This is a genomic window from Streptomyces chilikensis (assembly GCF_001642695.1).
Lineage (GTDB): Bacteria > Actinomycetota > Actinomycetes > Streptomycetales > Streptomycetaceae > Streptomyces > Streptomyces chilikensis.
In genome coordinates this window covers 2,425,044-2,449,353 of sequence record NZ_LWCC02000005.1, presented here as the reverse complement: position 1 = coordinate 2,449,353, position 24,310 = coordinate 2,425,044, and the positions used below count along the sequence as shown (strand labels likewise).

Sequence of the window (24,310 nt, the reverse complement as noted above, 5' to 3'; positions counted from 1 at the left end):
CCGCCGGGGCCCGCCGCGTCACCACCGGCCCGGGCGGCGGCACCGCCCGGCCCCGCCCCGTCGCCCCCCGCCGGAGCGGCGTCGCTCCCGGGGCGCGCGGGTTCCTCCCGCTTCCCGGCGGCCGGCCGTTCGGTCCGCGTCCTAGTCACCGCGGTACACCTCCGCCCCCTGGTCCAGGGCCGCGAGCGCCGTCAGGACCTCCGTGCGGCTGCCCGCGAGGATCGCGTGGCCCAGGCGGTCCTCCGGCCCGCGCGGCACCCGGTGCACGGTGCCCTCGCCGGTGAAGTACCGCAGCTCCCGCAGGGTGCCGAGCAGCGGCGGCCGGGAGGCGTTCTCCACCGTCACCGGGTGGCGGAACGGCGTCTCGCCGTCGCCGACGAAGCAGCGGACGGCCGCGCACTCCGCCTCCGGCGTCCCCGGACGCGTCCGCTCCCCCACCACCGCCGCCAGCTCCGCGAGGTTCAGGTTCCAGCCGGTGGCCAGCTCCACCAGGCGCGGGATCTGGCCGCCGGCGGGGCGCCCGGCGATCTCCATGAGGACCGGGCCCTCCCCGGTCAGCCGGAACTCCGCGTGGCACACCCCCGCCTCCATGCCGAGGGCGTCCAGCGCGGCCACCGTCGCCGCCGCCAGCGCCTCGCGGTCCTCGTCGGGCAGCGCCGCGGGCACCACGTGGCCGAGCTCCACGCAGTACGGCGGCCGGGTGAGGTGCTTCTCGGTGACCGCCAGGACCTGCGTGTCGCCGGGCGCCCAGGTCACCGCCTCGACGCTGTACTCGGGGCCGCGCACGTAGCGGTCCACGGCCACCCGGCCGCTCGCCGACAGCGCGGCGGCCGAGGCGAACGCGCCGGCCAGCCCGCCCGGTCCCAGGACGACCTGGACACCGCCGCTGCCGCCGTAGTCGGTCGGCTTCACCACCACCGGGAACCGGCCCTCGGCCAGCCGCTCGCACTCCCGGGGCGTCCGGGCGACGCCCAGCTGGGGCGTGGGCAGGCCCAGTTCGCGCAGCCGGCCGTGCATCAGGCCCTTGTCCCGGAAGTGGCCCGCGGGCATCCGGGTGCCCGGCACGCCGAGCTTGCGCGCGACCTCGCGGGCGATGTCCGTGGAGAGCTCCTCCCAGCACAGCACCGCGTCCCAGGTGAAGCCGGCCGAATTCGCCGCCTCCAGCATGGAGTCCACCGAGAACCGGTCACCGGCCCGCCACCAGTCGCACAGGTTGACCGGGATGCGGTGCGGCAGGTCGATGACCCCGACGAAGTGTCCGGCCGCCTGGAGGGACTTGAGCCCGAACTCCTTGTTGTCGCCGAGACCCGCGATCAGCACCCTCATCGTGCGCCCGCCTTCCGGCCGAAGACCTCGAAGCCCTGCTCCAGCTGCTGGAAGGCGGAATCCACCGAGCAGCGCAGCAGGCCGGCGGCGTCCAGCTCCTTCACCCAGCGCTTGCCCGCCTCCAGGTCGCCGACAGTGGTGACGAGCTGCATGCGGTCGGTGTTGACGAAACACCGGTTGGTGGGGCGGCGCGCGGTCACCTTCATCACCTCGGCGCCCTCGGGGTGGGCCGGCACCTCCACACCGGGGATCTCGGTGGACGGCAGCTCGATCGTGACCGCGCGGGTCTCCACCTCGGGCAGCGGCTCGCCGAGCGCGGCGGCGGTGAACACCGCGTGCGGGTCGGTGCCGGTGCCGGTCAGCCCCAGGTCGGACAGGCCGCCCAGGCGCGGGTTGATCTCCAGGACGACGATGTCGTCGCCGGTCACCGCGAAGTCGATCTGCCACGGGCCGAACGGGGCGAAGTTGTCCTGGATGTCCGTCAGGAACTCCTCCAGCCGCGCCGCCGCGCCCGCGGGCATCTCGTACGGCGTGACGCGCGCCCGCAGCGACGGGTTGAGGCCGTCGTCCAGCGGGCCCATCGACACGACCGGCCAGCGCATGAGCGTGCCGCCGGCGCTGATCAGCTCGATCCCGGTCTCCACGCCCTGCTCGAAGGACTGCACGATCGCGGGGAAGGCCAGCCCGGCGGCGAGCACCGCGTCCAGTTCCTCCTGGGAGGTCGCGTGGAAGCGGCCGTCACCGGCCTGTGCCTGCGCCTCCTTGATCACCAGGGGGAAGCCCACCTCGGCGGCTGCCGTCGCGACCTGTTCGGCGTCGTCGCAGACCGCGCCCGCCGGCACCGGCCAGCCGCGCTCCGTCGCGGTCCGGTGGAGCGCGACCTTGTCGCAGGAGACCTCCGCGAACTCCGCGGAGTGGGTGACGAAGCGGCCGCTCCACCGGGCGGCGGCCCGGCCGTAGACGATCGGCAGCTGCTCCTGGCCGTGGGCGTACGGGTTGGCGATGGCGACGTCGGGCCGCTCGGCCTCCAGGACGGCCACCACGTCGTCCGCGGTCCAGTCCAGGTCCATCAGCTTGACCGTGACGCCCCTGTCGTCGAACTCCGAGGAGGCGTCGAACTCGACGGCCGAGTAGACGACGATGTCGGTGTAGCCGCGGTCGCGCAGGACCGGCAGGAAACGGGCGATCTTGTACTCGCCGAGGAGCAGGGCTTTCTTCATGGGGTTCTCCCGTGGGTGACAGCGAAATGGCGGTTGGCGGACGGATGGGGCGTGAGGGCGGGGCAGGCGGCTCCGCGCGGCCCGCGCGGGGGCGCCGTGGTCAGGCCGGCAGCGGCTCGCCCCGCACCGCGGCGGCCTCGGCGAGCTTGGTCAGGCGGGCGTCGATCTCCTCGATGCCGGCTCCGGCGGCGATGACGTAGCCGGCCCGGCCGAGGAACTGGCGGGGCGGCAGGCGCAGTTCGGTGCCGGGCTCGCTGACCGTGCGCACCTCGTGCACCCACGGCTCGCCGGCGAGCGCGGCCGGCAGCTCGATCTCGTCGAAGGTCAGGTCCGCCGTGGGGTACAGGAACCGGATGCCGACGAGGCGGTCCGGCCGCCCGGCCGGCTCCGGGACACGGCCCGTGGCGACCGCGCCGAGCACCCGGCCGACGGACAGCCCGGGAACGGCGAGTTCGGCCAGCCGGGGGATGAGGTCGCCGCCGAGCCGGCCGTTGACCTCGACCACCTTCGGACCGTCGGCGGTGAGCATCAGCTCGGTGTGCGTGACCGTGCGGTCGGTGCCCAGCGCCTGGTTGGCGGCGGTCACCACCTCGCGCACCCGGGCCTCGGTGGCGGGGTCGAGGACCCGTCCGACGACGTGCGCGACCTCCTCGAAGTACGGCGGGTAGTCGGTCCGCTTGGCGGCGATCGAGAAGGGTTCGACCCGGCCGTCGAGCACCCAGCTGTCCACGGCGATCTCCGGGCCGGTCAGGAACTCCTCGACCAGCACCAGCCCGTCGTCGATGGAGGGGTTCTCCACCTCCCGCACCCGCGAGAACGTCCGGCGCAGCTCGGCCTCGGTGCGCACGATCCGCACGCCGACGCTGGCCGCCCGGCCGCGGGGCTTGACCACCACGGGGTAGCCGAGGGACTCGGCGGCGGCCACCGCCTCCGCCTCGGTACCGGCGAGCGAGAACCGCGCCGACGGGACGCCCGCCGCCTGGAAGCGCTCGCGCTGACGGGCCTTGTCGCGGCAGGCCCGGGCCGCCTCCACCGGCATGGCCGGCACGCCCAGACGGGCGGCGACCTCGGCCGCGCGGGTCACCAGGGACTCCTCCCAGGTGACCACGCCGGCGACGCGGTGGGTGACGGCGAGGTCCGCGGCGGCGGCGAACACCGCCGCCGCGTCCTGGACGTCGGCCTCCCGGTGCGCCGCCGCGTACGGAAGCTGCCAGTCCAGCGGGGCGGGTCCGATCAGCAGGATCTCGAAGTCCTCGGCGAGACCGCGCAGCACGTACTCGCGGAAGTGCCGGTATCCCGAGCCGATGACGAGAACGCTTTCCTTCATGTGCCTGCTCCTCGTGGGGCGTGTCGCGGGCGGTGGCTGCGTACGGGGCGCGGGGCCGGTGGGCGGTGGACGGTGGGCGGCGGAGCCGGCGGGCCGGTGACCTGGCCGGCCGCGCGGGACGGCGGGGCCGGGACCGGGCGGGCCGCAGGCGTCAGCGCAGGGCACGCTGCGCCTCGACGACCAGGCGTCCGCCGTCGTCCGGCGCGGTCCGGCGTCCGAGCCGGGCCGCCGCGGCCGGGAACTGGACCGCCAGGGCGCACTTCAGCCGGAGCCCGAGCGGCGCGATGTTGATCTCCGCGCGCTCGCGTTCGACGGCGGTGATCACCGCCCGCGCCACCTGCTCGGGGGTGACCGGGCGCGCTCCGCGCGGCAGCGGGGCCCCGGTCCGGGCGAACATCCCGGCCTCGCCGACGAAGCCCGGCTGGATCAGGGAGACCCCGACGCCCGCCGGGCGCAGGTCGATTCGCAGGGCGTGCGCGAAACCGCGCAGCCCGAACTTCGACGCGGTGTACAGCGAGGAGAGCGGGGTGGCCGCCTTGCCCGACATCGAGCCGACGAACGCCAGGTGTCCGCTGCCCGCCTCGGTCATCGCCGGGGCCAGGAGCCGGGTCAGCAGGGCCACCGAGCCGAGGTTCACCGTCAGCGCCCGCTCGATCTGCTCGGGCGTGTACTCGAGCAGGTCGCCGCTGGCGGGCAGGGCCGCGTTCGCCACCAGGATCCGGGTGCCCGCGCAGGCATCGGCGAGTTCCGCGACCTGGCGCGCGTCGGCCAGGTCCGCGGGCACCCAGCGGGCGCCGAGCGGGACGGCCAGCTCGCGCAGGGCGTCGGCGTCGCGGCCGGTGAGGATCAGCCGGGCGCCCGCGGCGGCCAGCCGCCGGGCGAGCACACGGCCGATGCCTCCGGTGGCACCGGTGAGAAGGACGGTCTCTCCGGCGATCTTCATCGGGCGGCTCCTGGGAATCGGAAGCGGGACACGGACACGGAGTCGGAGTCGGGCGCGGGAAGGCGACGGCGGCGGGGAGGCGGCGGCGGGCCGGGTGACGGCCGGGGCGCTCCCCCGGCCGTCACCCGCGGGCCCGGGTGCGCCCCGCCTCACCCGCGGGGCGCACCCGGTGTCACCACCTGTGGTGGACCTGCGCGCGGACGCGCCGGTCGTACAGCTCGCGCAACTGCTCCAGGAGCCGTTCGGGCAACGGGGCGAGGGAGCCGGCCGCGGCGTTCGCGCGGGCCTGCTCGACCGAGCTGGCGCCGGGGATCACCGTGGTGACGCCGTCCTGCTGGGTGACCCAGCGCAGGGCGAGCTGCGCGGGGGTCAGCCCCTCGGGCACCAGCCCGGCGAACTCGGCGGCCGCCGCCACACCGGTGGCGTAGTCGACGCCGGAGAACGTCTCGCCCACGTCGAACTGCTCGCCGTGCCGGTTGTAGGCACGGTGGTCGTCGGCGGCGAAGACGGTGTCCGGCCGGAACTTCGCGGACAGCAGCCCGGAGGCCAGCGGCACGCGCGCGACGATGCCCACCCCCGCCTCCCGGGCGGCCGGCAGCACCCGCTCCAGGGGCTTGCGCCGGAAGACGTTCAGGATGATCTGCACCGACGCCACGTTCGGCCGGGCGATGGCCGAGAGCGCCTGGTCGCAGGTCTCCACGCTCACGCCGTAGGAGGCGATCCGGCCCTCGTCGACCAGCACGTCGAGCGCGTCGAACACGGCGTCCGAGGCGAACACGGCGTCCGGCGGGGTGTGCAGCTGCACCAGGTCGAGCGTGTCCATCCCGAGGTTCTCGCGCGAACGGTCGGTCCAGGCACGGAAGTTGTCCAGCGTGAAGGCCGCCAGTTCCTGCGGGCCGCGACGCCCGAGCTTGGTGGCGACGGTGGGCCGCTCGTTCCCGGAGGCGCGGAAGTCCTTGAGGAACTCCCCGACGATCCGTTCGCTGCGTCCGTCGCCGTAGACGTCGGCGGTGTCGACGAAGTCGACGCCGCACTCCGCGGCCGCCTCCAGGACGGCCCGGGCGTCGCCTTCGCCGATGTGGCTCCAGCCGTCACCGAACTGCCAGGTTCCGAGGCCGACGACGGACACCTTCCGCCCGGCCCGGTGCAGTGGTCGCTTCTCCATGATCACGTCCCTTGGGTGCGCCGCGGGAACAGCGCGTCGACGACGTCGTTGCGGAACTTGCCGTCCGGGTCGGCCTTGTGCAGCAGCTCCCGGAAGTCGGCGGCGCGCGGGTAGCCGGCGAGGATCGCCGCCGCGCCCATCGCGGTGAGCTTCGCCCAGTGCGGCCGGGCGCCCAGCGGCGCCAACGCCTCCTCGACGGCGGCGATCACCGGGGCCACCCGGTCGGCGTCCTTGACCCAGGTGAAGTGGAACGCCACCGAGTCCCGCCCGTGGACGGGGCTCAGCCACAGGTCGTCGCCGCGGACGGTGCGCACCTCGCCGACCTGGAGCACGGGGGCGAGGACGGGGCCGAGCGCGCGCAGGGCGCGGAAGGCCGCCCGCGCGGCGGACCGGGGCAGGAAGTACTCGGACTGCAGTTCCTCGCCGACGTCCGGCGCCGTGCCGGTACGGATGTGCGGCAGCCGCTCGTGCCAGGGTCCGGGCGCGTCCAGCTGGGTGGTGCACGGCGCCGGGTCGGCTCCGGGCACGGGGTTGAGCGGCCGGTCCGCGGGGGTGCCGAGCGGCAGGGGGACCGCGGGGCGGTCGGTGCGCCGCTTCAGCCAGAGGTTCGCCCGGTCGTCCCAGGTCGTGAACACGCTCACGCTGTAGGCGGCGGCGAAGACCTCGTCGAGCCGGTCGCGCACCGCGTCCAGCGGCACGTCCACCCGCACCGACTGGACCACCTCGAACGCCGGTTCGATCTCCAGGGTCACCCTGGTGACCACGCCCAGCGCGCCGAGGCCCACCACCGACCCGGCGAAGGTGTCCTCGTCGACGTCACGGCGCAGCCGCACCAGGTCGCCGTCGGGGCCGACCGTCTCCAGCCCGGTGACCGCGGCGGCGAGGGAGCCCACCGTGTCGCCGGAACCGTGGGTGCCGGTGGCGACGGCCCCGGCCACGGTGATGTCGGGCAAGGAGGCCAGGTTGGCGAGGGCGAAGCCCTCCCGGTGCAGCGCCTCGGCCACCCCGGCGTACCGCATGCCCGCGGACACGGTCACGGTGCCGGCCCGGGGGTCGACGTCGACGACCGGCGGCAGCCCGTCGAGGAGCACGACGGTGCTCGCCGGTGAGAGCACCCCGCTGAAGGAGTGCCCGGCGCCTGCCGCCCGCACGTGCGGACTCTCCGCGACGATCCGGCGCAGCTCGTCGACGGTCCGCGGCCGGAGGGTCCTCGCCGTGCCGTGGTCGATGGTGCCGGCCCAGTTCCTCATGCCGCACCCGCCAGGACGCCGGCCCCCGGGCGGAGCATCTGGTCGACGCGGACGAAGGTGAAGCCGCGTGCCAGCAGCCCCTCGATGATCGGCGGGAGCGAGGCCACGGTGGGCGAACGGTCGCCGCCGCCGTCGTGCAGGAGCACCACGGAGCCGGGGCGGACCTCGGCCAGCACGTCCCGCGCGATGGCGTCGGCCTCGCGCATCGCCCAGTCGTCCGGGGCGACGTCCCACAGCACGGTGGTGGCGTCGAACTCGGCGAGCCGCCGGAGCACCTCCGGCGTGCGCGCCCCGTACGGCGGGCGGAACAGTCCCGGCGCGCCGCCCCCGCCCGTCTCGGCGATCGCCTCGGCGGTGCGGTCGATCTGCTCGGCGAGCTGGGCCGCGGTGAGCTCGGGCAGGAACGGGTGCGACCAGGTGTGGTTGCCGACGGCGTGCCCCTGCTCGCGCATGCGCGCCAGTTCGTCGGCGTGGGAGCGCACGTGGATGCCGCAGCAGAAGAAGGTGGCGGGCACGCCGTAGCGTTCCAGGACGTCCAGGACCTGCCCGGTGTACGGCCGCAGCGGGCCGTCGTCGAAGGTGAGCGCCACCTCCCGGCGCTCGCCGTCGCCGTGGCTCAGCAGGCGGCCGGCCGCGACCATGCGGCGGTCGGCCGCGGCGGACCCGGCGATCCAGCCCGCCAGCTCCCCCTCCCTGCCGGTCTGGGTGCCCCGGTGCCGCCGCAGCCGCACCAGGTCCGGCGCGTGGCGCAGGCTCGCCCTGGCCAGTTCCTCGGCCGGGACGGCGCCGAACAGGGGGCGCCCGGGCAGCAGGTGCGCGTCGGCGCGGTGCACGCTCAGGCCGGCGGCCATCAGGCGGCCGTCCAGGGTGCCGTTGGTGCTGTCGACCACGACGGTCACCGGGCCGTGGAGCTCCCGCAGCCGGGAGACGATTTCGTCGGTCCGGTGGGAGGCGTGGTCGGTGGGCGTCAGGGCGTCCCGGCCGTCGCCGTCCACCACGGCGAGGCGGTAGCCGCCGGCGTGCCAGGAGATTCCCGCGTACAGCATGCGCCGTCTCCCTACTCGGGCTTCACGTAGTCGTCGAAGTGCCGCTCGGCGAAGAGTCCCGGCCACTGCCGGCGGACCAGGCCGTGGGCCCGGGCCCGGGCGAGCATCTCCCGCCAGTACGGCTTGACCGGCGGCCACGGGACGCCGGCCTGGCAGTACGAGGCGTCGACGAAGTAGCGCGGGCGGCCCGGGAACTCCGGCTTGGCCCGGCGGGCGTGGAACAGCGCGGAGTGGACGAGCACGGTGGAGCCGGCCGGCAGTTCCTCGAGGAACACCTCGCCCTCCAGGACCTCCGTGCCCAGGTGGGCGCGGGCGTCCTTGGCCGCGATCTCGCGGTGCGAGCCGGGCAGCACGGCGAGTCCCGCCATGTCCGGGTCCATGCCGTCGAGGTAGTGCAGCGCGTGGACCATGGTGTGGGTGCGGTGCGACTGGACGCGCTGCTCGTAGTCGTGGTGCCACGCCTTGCCGGGCAGGTCGGGCGCGTGCCGGTCGCTGTGCATGTGGTGGAAGGCGAAGTCCGGTCCCATCAGCTGCTCGACGACGCGCAGCAGCGGTTCGTGCACCAGGAGCTCGCCGTGCGCGGGCAGGTCCAGCTCCATGACCTCCGGCACCCCGTGGGTGTCGGGGTCCAGGACGCAGGCGATGGACCGGGCCCGCAGGCCGGTGTCGACCCAGCGGTCGACCTCGGGCTTGAGGCGGGCCACCAGGTCGGCCGGGAGGAGACCCGGCAGCACGAGGAAACCGTCGCGTTCGAACTGCTCGATCTGTCCGTCGTCCAGCGGGCCGGACGACGGAGAGGTGCGGGAAGGAACGGGAAGAGTCTGCACGGACACGGGAAACAGCTCCGTTCTTGGGTGGTGTTGACTCTCGGTGCCTGTTCGTTGACCGGATGCCACCTGCCACGTCCCGCTCCGCGTTTCCTGCGAGACATCGGAACTGGCACATGCGGCAACGCGGTTTGCCAGTTTTTTGGAACAGCTTGGCAAATAAGCGGATCCAGCGATTCCAGGGCAGGTCGGGGAACGGGGCGCCCGGCCGGCGCGGGAGGGCCCGGGCGACGGAGGGGGAAGGCCGGGGAGGGCCAGGGAGGGGAGGGGGAGCCAGGGGCCGGGGGCCGGGGGCGCCACGAGGAAGACGTCCGGACGGCGCCCGCGTCCGGCCGCCCCGCCGGCTTCCGGCGGGACCTCCGCCGGCCGCGGCCGGCGCAACGGTTCCGTGGAGCTTCGCTGTTCGGCGCCGGGTGCGAGCGGTGAGACGGTGTCGCGGGACGCGGCCCGCCTACGGCCAGTCGATGTCGCCGGGCAGCCCGGCGTCGCCCGCGGTCGCCACGGCCGGCTGCGGGGCCGGCCAGTCGATGTCACCGGATTCCGTGACGCCCGCCGCGACCACGGGAGCGGACTGCGAGACCGGCCAGTCGATGTCTCCGGGCGTGAGGCCCGCGGCCCCGGCAAGGAACGCCGCGCCGAGGGCGGCAAGACGGACGGAACGCTTGATCGCGCGCATAGCTGTCCTTACGAGTGAAAGGGTGGAAACCGCGGGATCGGGACCCCGCCTCGCCAAGGAAACTAGCGACCCTGTGCAAGTTTTGGCAAGGGTTGCCAAGCAATTGATCGTTCCGTTTGTCACCGACCTGCGGCGGCGCCCTCTCCCTGCGCAGGGCTTGGGCACAGCTTTGTCAAAGCGCACCGGCTCCAGTAAAATTTTTCGTCTGGCCGGCTCCGAGGACATCCACGGCGACAAGCCGGGGGCCTGGCGCGTGTTCCCGTACGAGGCAGGACGTAATCCCTGTGTCTGCCCGTCCTGTGCCGCCGCCGGCCCACCCTTATCCGTCGACAAGGCTGGAACGTGGCATTGTGCAGCAGCCCCACTTCGGCCGTCGGCTCAGGCAACTGAGGACCGAGCGCGGCCTGTCGCAGTCAGCTCTCGCCGGGGACGGCATGTCCACCGGATACCTCTCGCGTCTGGAGTCCGGCGCCCGCAGGCCCACCAAACGCGCGGTCGACTACCTGGCGGACCGCCTCGGTGTCGAACCCGGCATGTTCGAGGAACCGAGCAAGAAGTCCTTCCTCCAGGTGCTCACCATCGCCGCCTCCGCGGACGGGGAGAGGCACAGCGAGGAACTCGAGGAACTGAGCGGCCTGCTGGACGAGTCCGGCGCCGAGGACCCGGTCCTGCGCTGGCACGGCATCTGGCTGGTCGCGCAGCGCCGTCTCCAGCAGGGCCGCCACGAGGAGGCCGGCCGGAGCCTGGAGGAGGCCGTCCGGATCGCCGACGACCTCGACATCGCGGAGCTGCGCTGCCGGGCCCGCACCCAGCTCGCCCGCTGCCTGCGTTCCCTCGGTGACGTCAGCCACGCGCTGACCCTGGCCGAGCAGGCGTACCGGATGGGCCGGGAGGCCGACCTGCCCCCGCAGGAGGTGGGGCCCGCGCTGCTGGCCCTGATCTCCTGCGAGGCGGAGGCGGGGCGGCTGCCCGACGCCCGCGCCCACAGCGACGAACTGCTCGAGGTGGTGGGTGACCGCGCCGACGCGCTGGGGGCGGAGGCGCTCTGGGCGTCGGCCACCGTCCGCGTCCGGCAGGGGGACTACGAGGGCGCGCAGACGCTCCTGGGCCGGGCCCTGGACCGGCTGACGAGCACCGAGAACCTGCTGCTGTGGGTCCGGCTGCGGCTCGCGGCCGCCTCCCTCTCGCTGCAGTCCCGCCCGCCGCTGGCCGAGCGGGCCGCGGAGCTGCTGGCCGAGGTGGAGCCGGCCGTCTCGCTGGTCGGCACGGCCGTCTCCCGCCAGGAGCTGGCCACCCTGAAGGCCCATCTGGCCCATCACCAGGGCCGGCCGGACGAGGCCCGCGCGATCATCCGGGCGATGGACGGCGAGCCGCTGCTGATCACCCATCGCGACCGGATCCGGCTGCGCATCCTGGAGGCCCAGCTGATGATCATGGACGGGGAGATCGGCGAGGGCGTCGAGCGGCTGCGCCGGCTGGCCGAGGAGGCCCAGAGCGAGGCGAACCTGGACCTGGCCGCCGAGGCGTGGCGGCTGTTGGCCGAGTCCCTGGCCGGGCAGCGCGTCGAGAGCTGAGCGGCCCGCCCGCCCGGCGCGGAGGAGGCGCGGGGCGGGCGGGCGAGGGGGCGGACGTCAGGCCGGGGCCCGGGCCGGTGGTGCCGGTCCGGGCCCCGGCCGTGTCCGTCAGGGCGCGGGCGTGAAGCCGAACGCCTCGCCGTAGAGCTCCAGTTCCGCGTGCAGGGCGGTGACGATGTTCTCCGCCCTGCGGAAGCCGTGGCCCTCCTCCTCGAAGGTGAGGTAGCGGCAGTCCACCCCGCGCCCGGCCAGCCGTTCGGCCGTCGCCCGGCTCTGCTCGGGCGGGCAGACCTTGTCCTCCATGCCCTGGAACAGCACGAACGGCGTCCGGATCCGGTCGGCGCCGGCCAGCGGCGAACGCTCCTGGTAGCGCTCCTCGGCCTCGGGCCAGGGGCCGATGAGGCTGTCGAGGTAGCGGGACTCGAAGTCGTGGGTGCCGCCCTTCGCCCAGGTCACCGGGTCGAGCAGCGGGAAGTACAGGGCGGCCGCGCCGTACAGGTCCGGCTCGGCGCACAGCGAGGCGGCCGCCGTCCAGCCGCCCGCGCTGCCGCCCCGGACGGCGATGCGCGCGGGGTCGGCGAGGCCCTGGGCGACGAGCCCCCGGGCCACGGCGGCGCAGTCGCGGACGTCGGTGATCCCCCAGTTCCCGCGCAGCCGCTCCCGGTAGGCCCGCCCGTACCCGGAGGAACCGCCGTACTGGACGTCCACCACGCCGATGCCCCGGCTGGTGAAGAAGCCGATGTCCTGGCGGAGCACCCGCGCGCTGCGGCTGGTGGGGCCGCCGTGCACGAAGATCAGCCACGGCGGCAGTTCGCCCTCGGGCCCGGTGTGGCCGGGGCTGTACGGCGGATACACGTGCGCGTGCACCTCTTGGCCGTCCGCGCCGTCGAAGCTCCGGGTGTACGGCGTCGGCGCCCAGGCGTCGAGCGCGGTGCCGGAGGGCGGACGGACCACCGTCACGCGGCCGTCGGCCGGGTCGGCGACGACCACCGTGCGGCGGCGGCGCGGTCCGGCGCAGACCGCGGCGATCCGGCGTCCGTCCGTGGCGGGGGAGCTCCACTCGGTGCCGGCCTCGGTGAAGCCGTCCGGGTCGCGCAGGCCGCCGTCCGGGGAGAGGATGCCCAGCCGGCGCTCCCCGGTGCCGTGCACCACGGCGAGGGTGCCGTCGCGCAGCGGCACGCACCAGCGCTGTCCGATGCGCCACAGCGCGTCGCCGAACTCCTCGGCCGCCGGGCGCAGGCCGCGCACGGTTCCGTCGGCGCCGATCGCGTGGACGTTCCACCAGCCGTCCGGGTCGCTCACCGCGTACAGGGTGCCGGAGCCGTCGGCGGCCCACTCCGCCTGGGTGACGGACAGGCGGGGCTCGGGGGCGGACAGGTCGCCGAGCACCACCCGGGGAGCGGCGAGTTCTCCCGCGGGCGTGATGTCGGCGACCATCAGCTCGGTCGCGTCCCAGGGCATGTCGGGGTGGTTCCAGCCCAGCCAGGCCACCCGGTCGCCGCCGGGCTCGACGCGCGGACCGGTCAGGAAGTGGTGGCTCGCGGCGAGCACGCGGACCCGGCCGGGGTCGCCGGCGGCGGTGCCGTCCAGCGGGACGGCGACCAGGTGCCGGGTGACCCGGGTGCCCTCGGGGTCCGCGACGGTCTCCCGCATGGACCACACCTCGTCGCCGCGCACCGTGAAGTCCGCGTAGCGCAGCTCGGCCGGCCGGCCGCCGGGCGGGGTGAGCGGGACCGGCTCCGTCCCGGGCCGCCAGCGGTACAGACGCTGGTCGGGGCCGTGGGTGAAGACGACGCCGTCGGCCGGGTCGGTGGAGACCGCCGCCCAGGGGCGGCCGCCGTACTCGATCACCCGGGAACGGACGTCCCACCGGCCGGGCAGCGCCTCCACCGGGCCGTCCGGACCGCCGCGCATCAGTGCGGCGCGACCGCCCTCCTCCGGCAGGGGCTCGGTCCACCAGACCTCGTCGCCCACGAAGCCCACCCACTCCGGCAGTGCCTCGCCGCGGGCCACGTCGGCGGCGCCGATCGGAGAGGTCCAGCTCCCGTACGGATCGGTACGTCGGCCGTGTGCCATGGGTTGCCTCCCGGAGCGGCTCGGCCCGGCTCGGCCCAGCCGATTGACAATGTTGGCAAAAGATTGTCACGCTGATTCCAGAGTTGGCAATAATTGCCTCAAGAACACGTCGGATCACCCTGCGGGATCGCGGAAAATACGCCTACCATCTGGGCTGATCCCTCCCGTCGGTCTTGGCAAAGCATTGCCTGCCGTTGATGTCAGGAGCTCCGTGATGACCCAGCAGACCGCCGTGCGGCATCCCGGGGCGCCGCTACGGGCGCCCCGGCACATGCGTTCCGCGCTCTTCCTCGACCACCTCTTCGGCAGTCTCGGCCTGTTCACGGTCTTCCCGGTGCTCGGCCTGCTGCTGGCCGCCCGGACCCCGGGCACCGGCAGCGGATGGGTGGGAGCCGGCCTGTTCTGCTACACCGCCTCGGCCGGTCTGTCCGCGCTCGTCCTCAACCGCTGGCTGCACCGCGTCGGTTACCGCACCGGCATGGTCGGCGGCGTCCTGCTGTCGGCCGTCGCCTTCGGCTCGCTCCCCTACCCCTCGGCGCCCTGGGCGCTGTGCGCCCTGCTGATCCTGGCGGGCACCGGCGTGAGCGTGCACTACACCGTCTCCCGGGTGCTCATCGCCGAGGCGGTCTCCGACGACATCGGCCGGCACAAGATCTTCTCGCTCTTCCAGATCGCGGTGAACGCCGGCGCGATGCTCGGCCCGTTCATCGCCAACGCCCTGTACCGGGAAGGCGATCCCCGTCTCCTGATGGCCGTGATCGCGCTGTGCTACCTGCTCGCCGGGGGCGTGCTGACGCCCGGCGTCCCGCGCGGCCACCGGCCGCCCGCCACCTCGGGCAGCTGGCCGCTGAGCCGTTCGATGCTGCGCGAGGTGGTCCGCACCTCCGCCGTGTGGCGGCTGGTGGTGGTGGGCACCGTCGGCACCTTCGCCTACGCGCAGTTCTACTCGGCGTTCGCCCTGTACGTCGGCCGGGACTTCGACTCGGGCGCGATGCGCTCCGCGCTGCTGGCGGTGCCGGCGCTGTCCATCGTGCTCCTCCAGACCCTGGTCACCGCGGGCGTCGGCCGGCTGATGGCGGCCGGCCGCACCCCGCTCAACCTGCTCGGCCACGCCAACCTGCTCTTCGCGGCCGCCATGCTGCTGCTCGGTTCCTGGCTGCCAGCGGCCGTGGGCGCCGTCCTCGCGGTGGTCGTCTTCGCCCTCGCCGAGATGGTGTGGGCGCCCATGATGAGCACCGCCTTCGCCTCCCTGCGCACCGGCTCCAGCCTGGAGGTCATGCACCTGCGCCAGGTGTGCCGCACCACCGGCGACGCGCTCGGCTCCCTGGCGGGCGGCTCCCTCTTCCTGCTCCTGCACGACGCCGGGCGGGGCGGGCTGTACTGGGCCGCCCTCGGTCTCCTCACCCTGGCCGCCACCGTTCCGCTCGCCTTCCGCGACCGCGGGCCCGCCCGGCCGGGCCCGCGGGACTGACGCGCCGCGCCACTCCCCGCCCGGCCGCGTCCCACCCCGTCCCCGCCGTCTCCCGCCGGTCCCTCCTCCCGTCCTCCGTCTCCCCGGCGCGCCCGGCAGACGCCCACAGTGAAGGACTTCCGTCATGACCCTCACCGGACCCGAAACCACGACCGCGGCCACGCGGGCCTCCGCGCCCCCACCGGCCGGCGAGCCGGCGCCCGTCCGGCCGCCCGTGCACGAACTCGTCGCCCGCTACGCCCGCCTGACGCCGCGGCACGTCGCCGTGCGCAGCGGAAGCACCGCCGTCGGCTACCGCGACCTGGACGCCTGGGCCTCCCGCGTCGCCGCCCGGCTGGCCGGGGCCGGCGTCGGCCGCGGCGACCGCGTGGCGCTCCTGGCCGAACCGGGCACCGCGGCGGTGGCCGGCGTGCTGGGCGTCGTGAAGTCCGGTGCCGCCTACGTGCCGCTGGACCGCGCGCTGCCCGACCGGCGGATCGCCGCCGTCCTCGCCGACGCCCGGGTGGGCGCCGTGGTCGTCACGGGGGGCCGGGCGGAACGGGCGGCCGCCTGGGGCGTGCCCGTGATCCACGCGGAGGACGACGAGCGGCCAAACGGCCGTGAACCGGACGGCGGGGGCCCGGGCGGCGGGAATCCGGAGGGCGACGCCCCGGACGGCGGTGCTCCGGACGGCGACGCCCCGGACGGCGACGAACCGGACGGCGACGAACCGGACCGCGGCCCGGCGGAGAGCCTGCCGGGCGCCGCCGTCGCCCCCGGGGACCCCGCCTACCTGATCTACACCTCCGGCAGCACCGGCGAGCCCAAGGGCGTCCTCGTGGAGCACGCCCAGCTGTCGGCCTCGACCGCGGCCCGCGCCGAGGTCTACCCGGAGGGGGGCGTGTTCCTGCTCGTCTCGCCCCTCGCCTTCGACTCCTCCGTCGCGGGGCTGTGGGGCACCCTCACCACGGGCGGCACCCTGGTGGTCGCCCGCCGCGAGGAGGTCACCGACCCCGGACGGCTGCTGGAGCTGGTGGAGCGTCACGAGGTGACCCGCCTGCTGTGCGTCCCGTCCCTCTACTCGGTGCTGCTGGACGCGGCCGAGCGCGAGGGCACCTCGGCGCTGCGCTCCCTGCGCACGGTGATCACCGCCGGCGAGCCGCTCCCGCGGACCCTGCTCGACCGCCACTTCCGCCTGCTGCGCGGGACGGAACTGGTCAACGAGTACGGCCCCACCGAGACCACCGTGTGGGCCAGCTACCAGCGCTTCACCGCGCCCGCCGACGTCTCCATCGGCCACGCCGTCCCCGGGGTCTCGCTGCACGTGCTGGACGAGCGGGGCGAGCCGGTGCCGGACGGCGCCGAGGGCGAGCTGTACATCGGCGGCGCCCAGGTGTCCCGCGGCTACTTCGGCCGTCCGGAGGCCACCGCGGCGGCCTTCGTGCCCGACCCGCACCGGCCGGGCGGCCGCCTGTACCGCACCGGGGACCTGGTCGCCCGCCGCCCCGACGGCGCCCTGGACTTCCGTGGCCGGCGCGACCACCAGGTGAAGATCCGCGGCCACCGGGTGGAGCTCGGCGCGGTCGAGGAGGAACTGCGCCGGCTGCCGGGCGTACAGGACGCGGCCGTCGTCCCCGACACCGCCCGCACCCTGCTCACCGGGTTCGTCCGCACCGAGCCCGGCGCGGACCCGGCCGCGCTGCGCCAGGCCCTCGCCCGGCGGCTGCCGGAGGCCATGGTCCCGGCCCGGCTGCTGGTGGTGGACGCCTTCCCGCTGACCGCCAACGGCAAGGTGGACCGGGCCCGGCTGACCGACCGGGCGGAACGGACGGCCGCCGCCGCGTCCTCCGGGTCCGCGACGCCGGACGGGACGGCCGCGCAGGACGGGACCGCCGCCCAGGTGGCCGCCGCCTGGGCCGAGGTGCTGAAGGTCCCCTCCGTCCCGTTCGACGTGAACTTCTTCGACCTGGGCGGCCACTCGCTCACCATGTACCAGCTCCAGGACGCCCTGGAGCGCCGCACCGGCGTACGCCCGTCCGTGGTGTCGCTGTTCCGGCACACCACCGTCACCGCCCAGGCCGCCCTCTTCGCCGGAGGCGCCGGGAGCGGGGCCGACGACCCGTCCGCCACCCGCCGCCAGGCCGCCGCCCGCCGGGTGGCCGCCCGGCGCGCCCGTCAGCGCCAGGACCAGGAGAACGCCTCATGACCAACCCCGTCCCCGCCCCGAACGCCGCGCCCGAGCTGTGGCTGCAGACCGTCGCCGACCGTCCCGGCGCGGACCGCCGGCTGGTGTGTTTCCCGCACGCGGGCGGCTCCGCCTCCTTCTTCCGCGACTGGACCGCCGTGCCGGACCTCGCGGTGTACGCCGTGCGCTACCCGGGCCGGGCCGAGCGCATGGCCGAACCGTGCGCGACCGACCTGTGCGCGCTGGCCCGCGACATCGCCGCGGCGCTGCTGCCGCTGGCGGACCGGCCACTGGTGCTCTTCGGGCACAGCATGGGGGCGGCGGTGGCCCTGGAGACCGCGCGCGCCCTCCAGGAGGGCGGCGTGGAGGTCGCCCACCTGTTCGCCTCCGGCTCCCGCAACGCCCCGCTGCCGGAGCCGGAGCCCTTCACCGACGACGACCTGGACGACGCGACGCTCGCCGCCCAGCTGGTCTCCATGGGCGGCACCGACCCGGAGCTGGCCGCGGACCCCTTCTTCCAGGAGCTGGTCCTGCCCTACGTCCGCGCCGACGGACGCCTCTTCCACGACTACCGGATGGCCCCGGGACCGCTGCTGACCTGTCCCGTGACGACGATCGTCGGGGACGCCGACGCGGACGCCGACCTGCGCCCGTGGCCGGAGCTGACCTCGGGTCCGTTCCGCGAACTGACCGTGCGCGGCGGGCACTTCTACCTCGTCGACGAGCCGCCGTACGCCCTGGTGGCCCAGGAGCCGGCCGCCGCCCCCGCTCCCTGACCGCGGGAGCCGCCACGACGGCGCCCCGGGACCGGCCGGTCCCGGGGCGCCGTCGTCACGTGGGCCCGCCACCGCACGGGCACCGCCGCACGGGCCCGCCGTCACACAGGCGCCGGCACGGACCCGTCATCGTGCGGACCCGCCGTCGCACGAACCCGTCGCCGTTCAGGCATCACCGTGCGGGCGCCGTCGCGCGGGCGTCATCGTGCGGCCCCGCCGTCACGTGGGCCCGCCGTCGCGCGGGGGTCCCCGTACGCGGGTGCCCGGCCCCCGCGTACGGGGGCCGGGCACGGGACCGGGCGGGCACCGCGGCTCAGCCGGCGGGCACCGCGTCCCGGGCGGCCAGCAGGTCCCGCACGATCTCCCGCTGCCGGCCGAGGGTGCGGGCCATGAACATCTCCCGGATGGGCACCGTCACGCCCAGCTCCAGCTTGATCCGGCGGGCCAGGTGGGTGGTGAGCAGCGAGTCCCCGCCGAGGGCGAAGAAGTCCGCGTCGTCGGCGAGTTCCGTGCGGCCCAGCAGGTCGGCCCAGAGCGCGGCCAGCACCCGCCCGGGGTCGCCCGGACGCTCCGGCTCCCCGGACGGGTCCGCCGCCGCCCCGGTGGCCACCGCCCCGGCAGTCGCCGCGGCGGGCCCCGGGGCCGGCGGCGCCTGCCGCGCGGCGGCCTCCGGGGCGATCCAGCGGGGACCGGCGAACGGGTAGCCCGGCAGGTGGACCGGTTCGCCGGGACCGCACAGCGCGGCGGTGGACAGCGGCTGGCCCAGGGTCCACAGCGTGCCCAGCGCGGCCAGCGTCTCCTCGGCGGGCCGGTCGGTGCGGCCCCCGCACAGCGGAACCGGGGTGAGGCCCGCGGCCGCCGCCATGGCGGACAGGGCGCGGCCCGGCCCGGCCTCGACGGCCACCGCACCGGGGTACCGGCGCGCCACCGCGGCCAGCGACTCGGCGAACCGGACGGTGCCCCGGGCCTGGTCGACGTAGTGCTCGGCGAACAGCGCGCTGCCCGGGGGCAGCAGCTCACCGGTGCGGTTGGCGGCGACCGGCAGGGTGGTGCAGCGCGGCGCGAGCTCCTCCAGGACGGCCTCCAGCTCCGGCAGGGCGGGTTCGATCAGCGCCGAGTGGAAGGCGTGACCGGTGCGCAGCCGCCGGGCGTGCACCCGGCCGCCGATCCGGTCGAGGAAGCGGTCGGCCTCCTCCGCCGGGCCGGCCAGCACACAGCTCTCGGGGGTGTTGTGCGCGGCCAGTTCCAGGTGGAGGCCGGACTCCTCGGCGAGGGCGAGCGCGGTGGCCGGGTCGCACTCCAGGGCGATCATCGCGCCGGGCGGGCAGGCGGCCATCGCGCGCCCGCGCGCCGTGACCAGCCGCGCGGCGTCCGCCGGTGCCAGCCCGCCCGCGACGGCGATCGCGGTGATCTCGCCCAGGCTGTGTCCGGCGAGGGCCACCGGGGCGAGACCCAGGGCGCGCAGGGCGCGGGCGGCGGCGTACTCGACGGCGAACAGCGCGGGCTGGGCGAGATCGGTGGCGGCGAGCCGTTCGGCCGGGAAGCCCGGGTCGAGCAGCGCCCGGCGGACCTCGTCGACGACGTCCTCCGGGAAGGCGGCCAGGCACTCCTCCAGCGCGGCGCCGAACCCCGGCAGGGCGTCCCGCAGGGGCAGCGCCATGCCGGGCCGCTGGGCGCCCTGGCCGGGGAAGAGCAGGACGACCGGGGCGGGCGTGCCGGGCGCGGTGGCGCGCGCCGCGTGCCGGCCGGTCCGCAGCCGCTCGGCGGCCTCGGCGGCGTCCCGTGCGGTGACCGCGAGCCGCGCGGGCAGCTCGGCCCGCCCGGTGGCCAGGGTGACGGCCACGTCCCCCAGCCCGACGGGCTCCGCCGTACCGCCGTCCCCCGCGCCCCGCGCCACGGCGTCCGCGGCGTCTGCGGCGTCCGCGGCCTGCCGTTCCAGGTGGGTGGCGAGGCGGTCCGCGGTGCGGTCCAGGGCGGCGGGGTCCTGCGCGGAGAGCAGCAGCAGGTGTCCCGTCCCGGCGGGGGCCGGGGCGCCGCGGCGGGGCGGGGCGGGGGGCTGTTCGACGATGACGTGCGCGTTGGTGCCGCCCACCCCGAAGGAGGAGACGGCGGCCCGGCGCGGCCCCGGGCCCGGCCACGCGACGGCCTCGGCCGGCACGTACAGCGGCGACCCGTCGGTCTCCAGCAGCGGGTTGAGCCGCCGGAAGCCGGCCACGGGCGGGATCACGCCCTCCTTCACCACCAGCAGGGTCTTGATCAGCGAGGCGACCCCGGCGGCGTTGTCGAGGTGGCCGGTGGTGGCCTTCAGCGCGCCGACCGCGATGCTGCGGGGCGGCGCGCCGAGCCCCCCGTAGCCGGCCGAGGCGGCGGCCCACTCGATGGGGTCGCCGACGCGGGTGCCGGTGGCGTGGGCCTCGAGGTAGCCGATCGAGTCGGCCGGCACGTCGGCCGCGGCGACGGCGGCCCGGATCACGGCCTCCTGGCCGTCGACGGAGGGCGCGTAGTAGCCCGCCTTCGCGGAGCCGTCGTTGTTCACGGCGGTGCCGAGCAGCACGCCGTAGGGCCGCGGGCCGGGCTCCTCCTCGGTGTCGGCCAGGCGGCGCAGCACCACGGCCGCCACCCCGGAACCGGAGACCACGCCGTCGGCCTCGGCGTCGAAGGGGCGGCACTCGCCGGTGGCGGAGTGGATGCCGCCGGGCACGTGCAGGTGCCCGTGCTGGGGGTGGGCGATGCCCGCGCCGACCACCAGCGCCTGGTCGCAGTCGCCGTTCTGCAGCGCCTGCACGGCGAGGTGCACCGCGACCAGCGAGGAGGAGCAGGCGGTCTGGACCGCGATCGCCGGTCCGGTCAGGCCGAGCCGGTAGGAGATCAGGCTCGCCATGAAGTCCGGCTCGGTGCCGTGCAGGGCGTCCTCGAGGGTGAGCGGGTCCAGCAGGCCGGAGGCGACCATGCTGCGCAGGTAGCCGCTGCTGCTGGCGGTGGCGAACACGGCGGTGGTGGGCAGCCGGGGGGAACGCGGCGCGCAGCCGGCGTCCTCCAGCGCGGCCCAGGCGGTCTCCAGCATCAGCCGGTGCTGCGGGTCCATCATCTCGGCCTCGCGGGGGCTGACCCGGAACAGCTCGTTCTCGAAGCGGTCGGCGTCGTCGAGGTGACCGTGCACCGGCACGTGGTCCGGGTCGTCCACCAGCCGCGGGTCCACCCCCGCGCCGACCAGGTCGGCGCGTTCGTAGCGCCGGGTGAGGACCTCGCCGGCCAGCACCGCCTCCCACCACGCGGCGAGGTCCGGGGCCCCCGGGAACCGGGCGGCGATGCCGGTGACGGCGATGTCGAGAGATCGGTCGCGGGACATGTTTCCCCTTCGTCGCTGGGTGGTGCCCGCCGCCCGGCCCGCGGGAGGACCCGGACGGGGCGGCGGGCTGTCCAACTCGTTGGCAAGAGGTTGCCTGATGTTGCCTGAATATGGCAACCTCTTGGCAAGTGAGGTCCGGGCGGCGTTCGCGCGCCCTGCGGGCCGGGTCGCCGACGAGGGGAGAGCGAGGGCCATGCGAGCCGGAGCACAGTGGCCGGTGCCCGACGAGGGCCTGCACCAGACCTTCGCCCGGACCGCCCGGGCCCACCCGGACGCCACCGCCCTGACCGGGGCCGGGGGCCCCGTGACCTACCGCGCCCTGGACCGGGCGGCCGACGCGTGGGCGGCCCGGCTGTCCGCCGCCGGGGCGGGCCCGGGACGCGTGGTGCCGGTGCTGCTGCCCCGCGGCACCGCCCTGGTGACCGCGCTGCTGGCGGTGCTCAAGACCGGTGCGGCGTACGCCCTGCTGGACCCGGCCTGGCCGGAGCGCCGGCTGCGGGACGTCCTGGACCTGCTGGACGCGCCCGTCCTCGCCGGGCCGCACGGGGACGGGGGCCGCGCCCCCGGCGGCCCGCCGGTGTGCCCGCCCCCGGCCGACGGATCCACCGCGCCCGAGGACTTCCGCCCGGCCTCCGTGCGCTCCGGCGATCCCTGCTGCGTCTTCTTCACCTCGGGCACGACCGGCCGCCCCAAGGGCGTGCTGAGCCCGCACCGCGCCACCGCCAGGCTCTTCCCGCCGCCCGGCGCCGGGGGCTTCGCGGACATCCGGCCGGGCGCCGTCGTCCCGGTCGCCGCGCCGATGCCGTGGGACGCCTTCTCGCTCGAACTGTGGGGCGCCCTGCTCAACGGCGGCACCGCCCTGCTGGTGGACGAGCCCTACCTGTCCCCGCAGGCGCTGCGCCGGGCGGTCGCCGAACACGGCGCGGACACCGTCTGGCTGACCACCGGCCTGTTCAACATGGTCGTGGACGAGGACCCGGACGCCTTCGCCGGACTGCGCCGCCTGATCACCGGCGGCGAGCGCCTGTCCCCCGGGCACGTCGCCCGGTTCCTGCGCCGCCACCCGGGGACCGTCCTGCTGAACGGGTACGGCCCGGTCGAGTCCACCGTCTTCGCCACCACCCATCGCGTCACCGAGGACGACTGCGACGCCGCCGACGGCATCCCGCTCGGCGTCCCGGTGCCCGGCACCCAGGTGTACGTGCTGGACGGGACGCGCCCCTGCGGCCCCGGGGAGACGGGCGAGATCTGCCTCGCCGGCCAGGGCCTGGCCCTGCGCTACCTCGGCGACCCCGCGCTCACCGACGCGGCGTTCACCACCCTGGTGCTGGACGGGCGCCCCACCCGCGTCTACCGCACCGGCGACCTGGGCTCCTTCGGCGCGGACGGGCTGCTGCGCTACGGCGGCCGGGCCGACCGGCAGATCAAGATCCGCGGCCACCGGGTGGAACCGGCCGAGGTGGAACGGCAGATCGAGGAACTCCTGCCCGGGGTGCGCGGGTGCCGGGTGCTCCCCCGCCGCGACGCCCACGGCGCCGTCCGCGACCTGATCGCCTTCTGCGTCCCCCGTACGGCCGGCGACCCGCTCACCGGCGCCCGCCAGGTGCTGGACGGGGCGCTGGTGGCGTACCAGCGCCCCAGCACGGTGGTCGGCGTGCCCGCGTTCCCGCTGACCGCGGCCGGCAAGCTCGACGAGCGCGCCCTGCTGGCCCTGCTGGACGACGCCCCGCCCGCCACCGGCGCCGGCACGGCCGCGCCGGCGCCCGCCGCTCCCGACGCGACGCAACAGGCGGTCGCCGAGACCTTCGCGGCCGTCCTCCGGCGCCCCGCGGTCCCCTCCGACGCCTCCTTCTTCGAGCTGGGCGGCACCTCCCTGGACGCCGGCCGGGTGTGCGCGCGGCTCTCCGCGCGGCTGGACCGGCCGGTCCCGGTCTCCGCGCTGTACCGCGACCCGACCCCCGCCGGGCTCGCCGCCCTCCTGCGCGCCCGGAGCCCGCGGGACCCCGGGCCCACCGCCGGACCGGACGGGGTACCGCTGACCCCGCTGCAGCTGGTCTACCTCACCCGCCACCTCACCGACCCCGGCGACCGCACCGGGGAGTGCCGGCTGAGCTGGGTGATCGAGGGCGAGCCGGACCGGACCGCCCTCGCCGCGGCGATCTCCCGGACGCACGAGCGGCACGAACCGCTGCGCGCCCGGTACGTGGCCGACCCGGCCCCCGCCGCCGTGCTGCCCGGCCTGCCCGCCCCGGAACTGGAGGAGGTCCCGCCCCAGCCGACCCTGGACGCCGCGTTCAAGGCGCTGGACGACCGGTTCGCGGACGGCCTGGAACCCACCGAGGGCGAGGTGTGGCGCACCGCCCTGGTCCCGGTCGACGACGGCGGCGCCCCCCGGGCCGTGCTGGGCTGCGTGGTGCACCACCTGGCCTTCGACGGCTGGTCGGAGTCGGTGCTCGCCCGCGAACTGGCCGCCGGTTACCGCCGCGCCCTGGGCCTGCCCGCCGCCGCGGACCCCGCCGTCCCCACCCTCGCCCAGGCCCACGCCGAGCGTGTGCGGCGCGCCGCCCACACCGACCTGGAGGCCCAGCGCGCCCGGCTGCTCCGCGAACTGTCCGGCGCCCCCGACCTGGTGTGGCCCGCCGGCCCCCGCACCCCCCTCCCGGTCCGCCACCGCGCGCTGCGGCTGCCGCCCGCGTCCGTCGCCGCGCTGGACGCCGAGGCGGCCGCCGCGGGCGCCACCCGCTTCACCGCCCTGCTCCGCCGCTTCGCCCGCGCGTTGGCCGGGGCCACCGGGCAGCACGACCTGACCGTCGGCGTGCCCGTGGCCCAGCGGGACACCCCGCTCACCCAGCACGCGGTGGGCTGCCACCTGACGATGGTGCCGCTGCGCCTGCGCGGCCCGGTGCTCGCGGACGGCCCCGCCGCGGTACGGGCCACGGCCCGGCTGGTGGCCGACGCCCTGGCCGCCCAGGACGTCCCCTTCCACGACCTGCTCCAGGCCGCCGGGCGACGCCCGGACGGCGGCCGCCCACCGCTGTACCAGGTGCTGTTCGCCCTGCAGGACAACGCGCCCGCCGCGCTCGACCTGCCCGGCGCCACCACCCGGTTCGTCCGCCTCCC

The 24,310-nt window shown here is 76.1% G+C and carries 16 protein-coding genes; 5 read left to right on the top strand and 11 right to left on the bottom strand.

Going from position 1 to position 24,310, the window contains the following annotated elements:
• Window positions 1–141: 141 nt before the first annotated feature.
• The 9 genes from A2U95_RS11015 to A2U95_RS10975 form a co-directional block, all read right to left on the bottom strand.
• Window positions 142–1,326, bottom strand: a complete 1,185-nt coding sequence (locus A2U95_RS11015; RefSeq protein WP_166021959.1) for an ATP-grasp domain-containing protein — start codon at window positions 1,324–1,326, stop codon at window positions 142–144.
• Window positions 1,323–2,546 (bottom strand): ATP-binding protein, encoded by a 1,224-nt coding sequence (locus tag A2U95_RS11010; protein ID WP_166021958.1) that lies wholly within the window; start codon window positions 2,544–2,546, stop codon window positions 1,323–1,325. The genes A2U95_RS11015 and A2U95_RS11010 overlap by 4 nt, the downstream gene beginning before the upstream one ends.
• A 100-nt stretch (window positions 2,547–2,646) precedes the next feature.
• Complete coding sequence (locus tag A2U95_RS11005) at window positions 2,647–3,873, bottom strand: ATP-grasp domain-containing protein (protein ID WP_166021957.1); 1,227 nt, start codon at window positions 3,871–3,873, stop codon at window positions 2,647–2,649.
• 151 nt (window positions 3,874–4,024) lie between these two features.
• Complete coding sequence (locus A2U95_RS11000; protein WP_166021956.1) at window positions 4,025–4,816, bottom strand: SDR family NAD(P)-dependent oxidoreductase; 792 nt, start codon at window positions 4,814–4,816, stop codon at window positions 4,025–4,027.
• 172 nt (window positions 4,817–4,988) lie between these two features.
• A complete protein-coding gene (locus A2U95_RS10995; protein WP_166021955.1) occupies window positions 4,989–5,981 on the bottom strand; it encodes an aldo/keto reductase in 993 nt (330 codons plus the stop codon).
• A 2-nt stretch (window positions 5,982–5,983) separates the two neighbouring features.
• Window positions 5,984–7,231 carry an FAD-binding protein gene (locus tag A2U95_RS10990; RefSeq protein WP_166021954.1) on the bottom strand — a complete coding sequence of 416 codons (1,248 nt, stop codon included), beginning with the start codon at window positions 7,229–7,231 and terminating at the stop codon, window positions 5,984–5,986.
• A complete protein-coding gene (locus A2U95_RS10985; RefSeq protein WP_166021953.1) occupies window positions 7,228–8,277 on the bottom strand; it encodes a polysaccharide deacetylase family protein in 1,050 nt (349 codons plus the stop codon). Before A2U95_RS10985 ends, A2U95_RS10990 begins: the two co-directional genes overlap by 4 nt.
• A gap of 11 nt (window positions 8,278–8,288) precedes the next feature.
• Window positions 8,289–9,110: a phytanoyl-CoA dioxygenase family protein gene (locus A2U95_RS10980; RefSeq protein WP_240957278.1), complete on the bottom strand. Its 822-nt coding sequence runs from the start codon at window positions 9,108–9,110 to the stop codon at window positions 8,289–8,291.
• 445 nt (window positions 9,111–9,555) lie between these two features.
• Window positions 9,556–9,780, bottom strand: a complete 225-nt coding sequence (locus tag A2U95_RS10975) for a hypothetical protein (RefSeq protein ID WP_166021952.1) — start codon at window positions 9,778–9,780, stop codon at window positions 9,556–9,558.
• 350 nt (window positions 9,781–10,130) lie between these two features.
• Between A2U95_RS10975 and A2U95_RS10970 the strand changes: the two genes are divergently transcribed.
• Complete coding sequence (locus A2U95_RS10970; protein ID WP_240957277.1) at window positions 10,131–11,354, top strand: helix-turn-helix domain-containing protein; 1,224 nt, start codon at window positions 10,131–10,133, stop codon at window positions 11,352–11,354.
• A 108-nt stretch (window positions 11,355–11,462) separates the two neighbouring features.
• Here the strand turns inward: A2U95_RS10970 and A2U95_RS10965 are convergent, their stop codons facing one another.
• Complete coding sequence (locus tag A2U95_RS10965) at window positions 11,463–13,430, bottom strand: alpha/beta hydrolase family protein (protein ID WP_166021951.1); 1,968 nt, start codon at window positions 13,428–13,430, stop codon at window positions 11,463–11,465.
• A gap of 214 nt (window positions 13,431–13,644) precedes the next feature.
• On the opposite strand from A2U95_RS10965, the gene A2U95_RS10960 reads away from it, so the two are divergent.
• The 3 genes from A2U95_RS10960 to A2U95_RS10950 all read left to right on the top strand — a co-directional run bounded on the left by A2U95_RS10960 (window position 13,645) and on the right by A2U95_RS10950 (window position 17,841).
• Window positions 13,645–14,901, top strand: a complete 1,257-nt coding sequence (locus tag A2U95_RS10960) for an MFS transporter (protein WP_166021950.1) — start codon at window positions 13,645–13,647, stop codon at window positions 14,899–14,901.
• A gap of 124 nt (window positions 14,902–15,025) precedes the next feature.
• Complete coding sequence (locus A2U95_RS10955; protein ID WP_166021949.1) at window positions 15,026–17,086, top strand: non-ribosomal peptide synthetase; 2,061 nt, start codon at window positions 15,026–15,028, stop codon at window positions 17,084–17,086.
• Window positions 17,083–17,841 carry a thioesterase II family protein gene (locus tag A2U95_RS10950; protein WP_166021948.1) on the top strand — a complete coding sequence of 253 codons (759 nt, stop codon included), beginning with the start codon at window positions 17,083–17,085 and terminating at the stop codon, window positions 17,839–17,841. Before A2U95_RS10955 ends, A2U95_RS10950 begins: the two co-directional genes overlap by 4 nt.
• Before the next feature lie 313 nt (window positions 17,842–18,154).
• Here the strand turns inward: A2U95_RS10950 and A2U95_RS10945 are convergent, their stop codons facing one another.
• Window positions 18,155–21,190 carry a type I polyketide synthase gene (locus A2U95_RS10945; RefSeq protein ID WP_166021947.1) on the bottom strand — a complete coding sequence of 1,012 codons (3,036 nt, stop codon included), beginning with the start codon at window positions 21,188–21,190 and terminating at the stop codon, window positions 18,155–18,157.
• A 193-nt stretch (window positions 21,191–21,383) separates the two neighbouring features.
• Here A2U95_RS10945 and A2U95_RS10940 point away from each other — a divergent pair.
• On the top strand, window positions 21,384–24,310 hold a 2,927-nt coding region (locus A2U95_RS10940), incomplete at its 3' end, for a non-ribosomal peptide synthetase (RefSeq protein ID WP_166025059.1).

Excerpts from the sequence above, each read along its gene's own strand:
- A2U95_RS11015 (WP_166021959.1), bottom strand. The coding sequence starts at position 1,326 with ATGAGGGTGCTGATCGCGGGTCTCGGCGACAACAAGGAGTTCGGGCTC.
- A2U95_RS11010 (WP_166021958.1), bottom strand. The coding sequence starts at position 2,546 with ATGAAGAAAGCCCTGCTCCTCGGCGAGTACAAGATCGCCCGTTTCCTG.
- A2U95_RS11005 (WP_166021957.1), bottom strand. The coding sequence starts at position 3,873 with ATGAAGGAAAGCGTTCTCGTCATCGGCTCGGGATACCGGCACTTCCGC.
- A2U95_RS11000 (WP_166021956.1), bottom strand. The coding sequence starts at position 4,816 with ATGAAGATCGCCGGAGAGACCGTCCTTCTCACCGGTGCCACCGGAGGC.
- A2U95_RS10995 (WP_166021955.1), bottom strand. The coding sequence starts at position 5,981 with ATGGAGAAGCGACCACTGCACCGGGCCGGGCGGAAGGTGTCCGTCGTC.
- A2U95_RS10990 (WP_166021954.1), bottom strand. The coding sequence starts at position 7,231 with ATGAGGAACTGGGCCGGCACCATCGACCACGGCACGGCGAGGACCCTC.
- A2U95_RS10985 (WP_166021953.1), bottom strand. The coding sequence starts at position 8,277 with ATGCTGTACGCGGGAATCTCCTGGCACGCCGGCGGCTACCGCCTCGCC.
- A2U95_RS10975 (WP_166021952.1), bottom strand. The coding sequence starts at position 9,780 with ATGCGCGCGATCAAGCGTTCCGTCCGTCTTGCCGCCCTCGGCGCGGCG.
- A2U95_RS10965 (WP_166021951.1), bottom strand. The coding sequence starts at position 13,430 with ATGGCACACGGCCGACGTACCGATCCGTACGGGAGCTGGACCTCTCCG.
- A2U95_RS10960 (WP_166021950.1), top strand. The coding sequence starts at position 13,645 with ATGACCCAGCAGACCGCCGTGCGGCATCCCGGGGCGCCGCTACGGGCG.
- A2U95_RS10955 (WP_166021949.1), top strand. The coding sequence starts at position 15,026 with ATGACCCTCACCGGACCCGAAACCACGACCGCGGCCACGCGGGCCTCC.
- A2U95_RS10950 (WP_166021948.1), top strand. The coding sequence starts at position 17,083 with ATGACCAACCCCGTCCCCGCCCCGAACGCCGCGCCCGAGCTGTGGCTG.
- A2U95_RS10945 (WP_166021947.1), bottom strand. The coding sequence starts at position 21,190 with ATGTCCCGCGACCGATCTCTCGACATCGCCGTCACCGGCATCGCCGCC.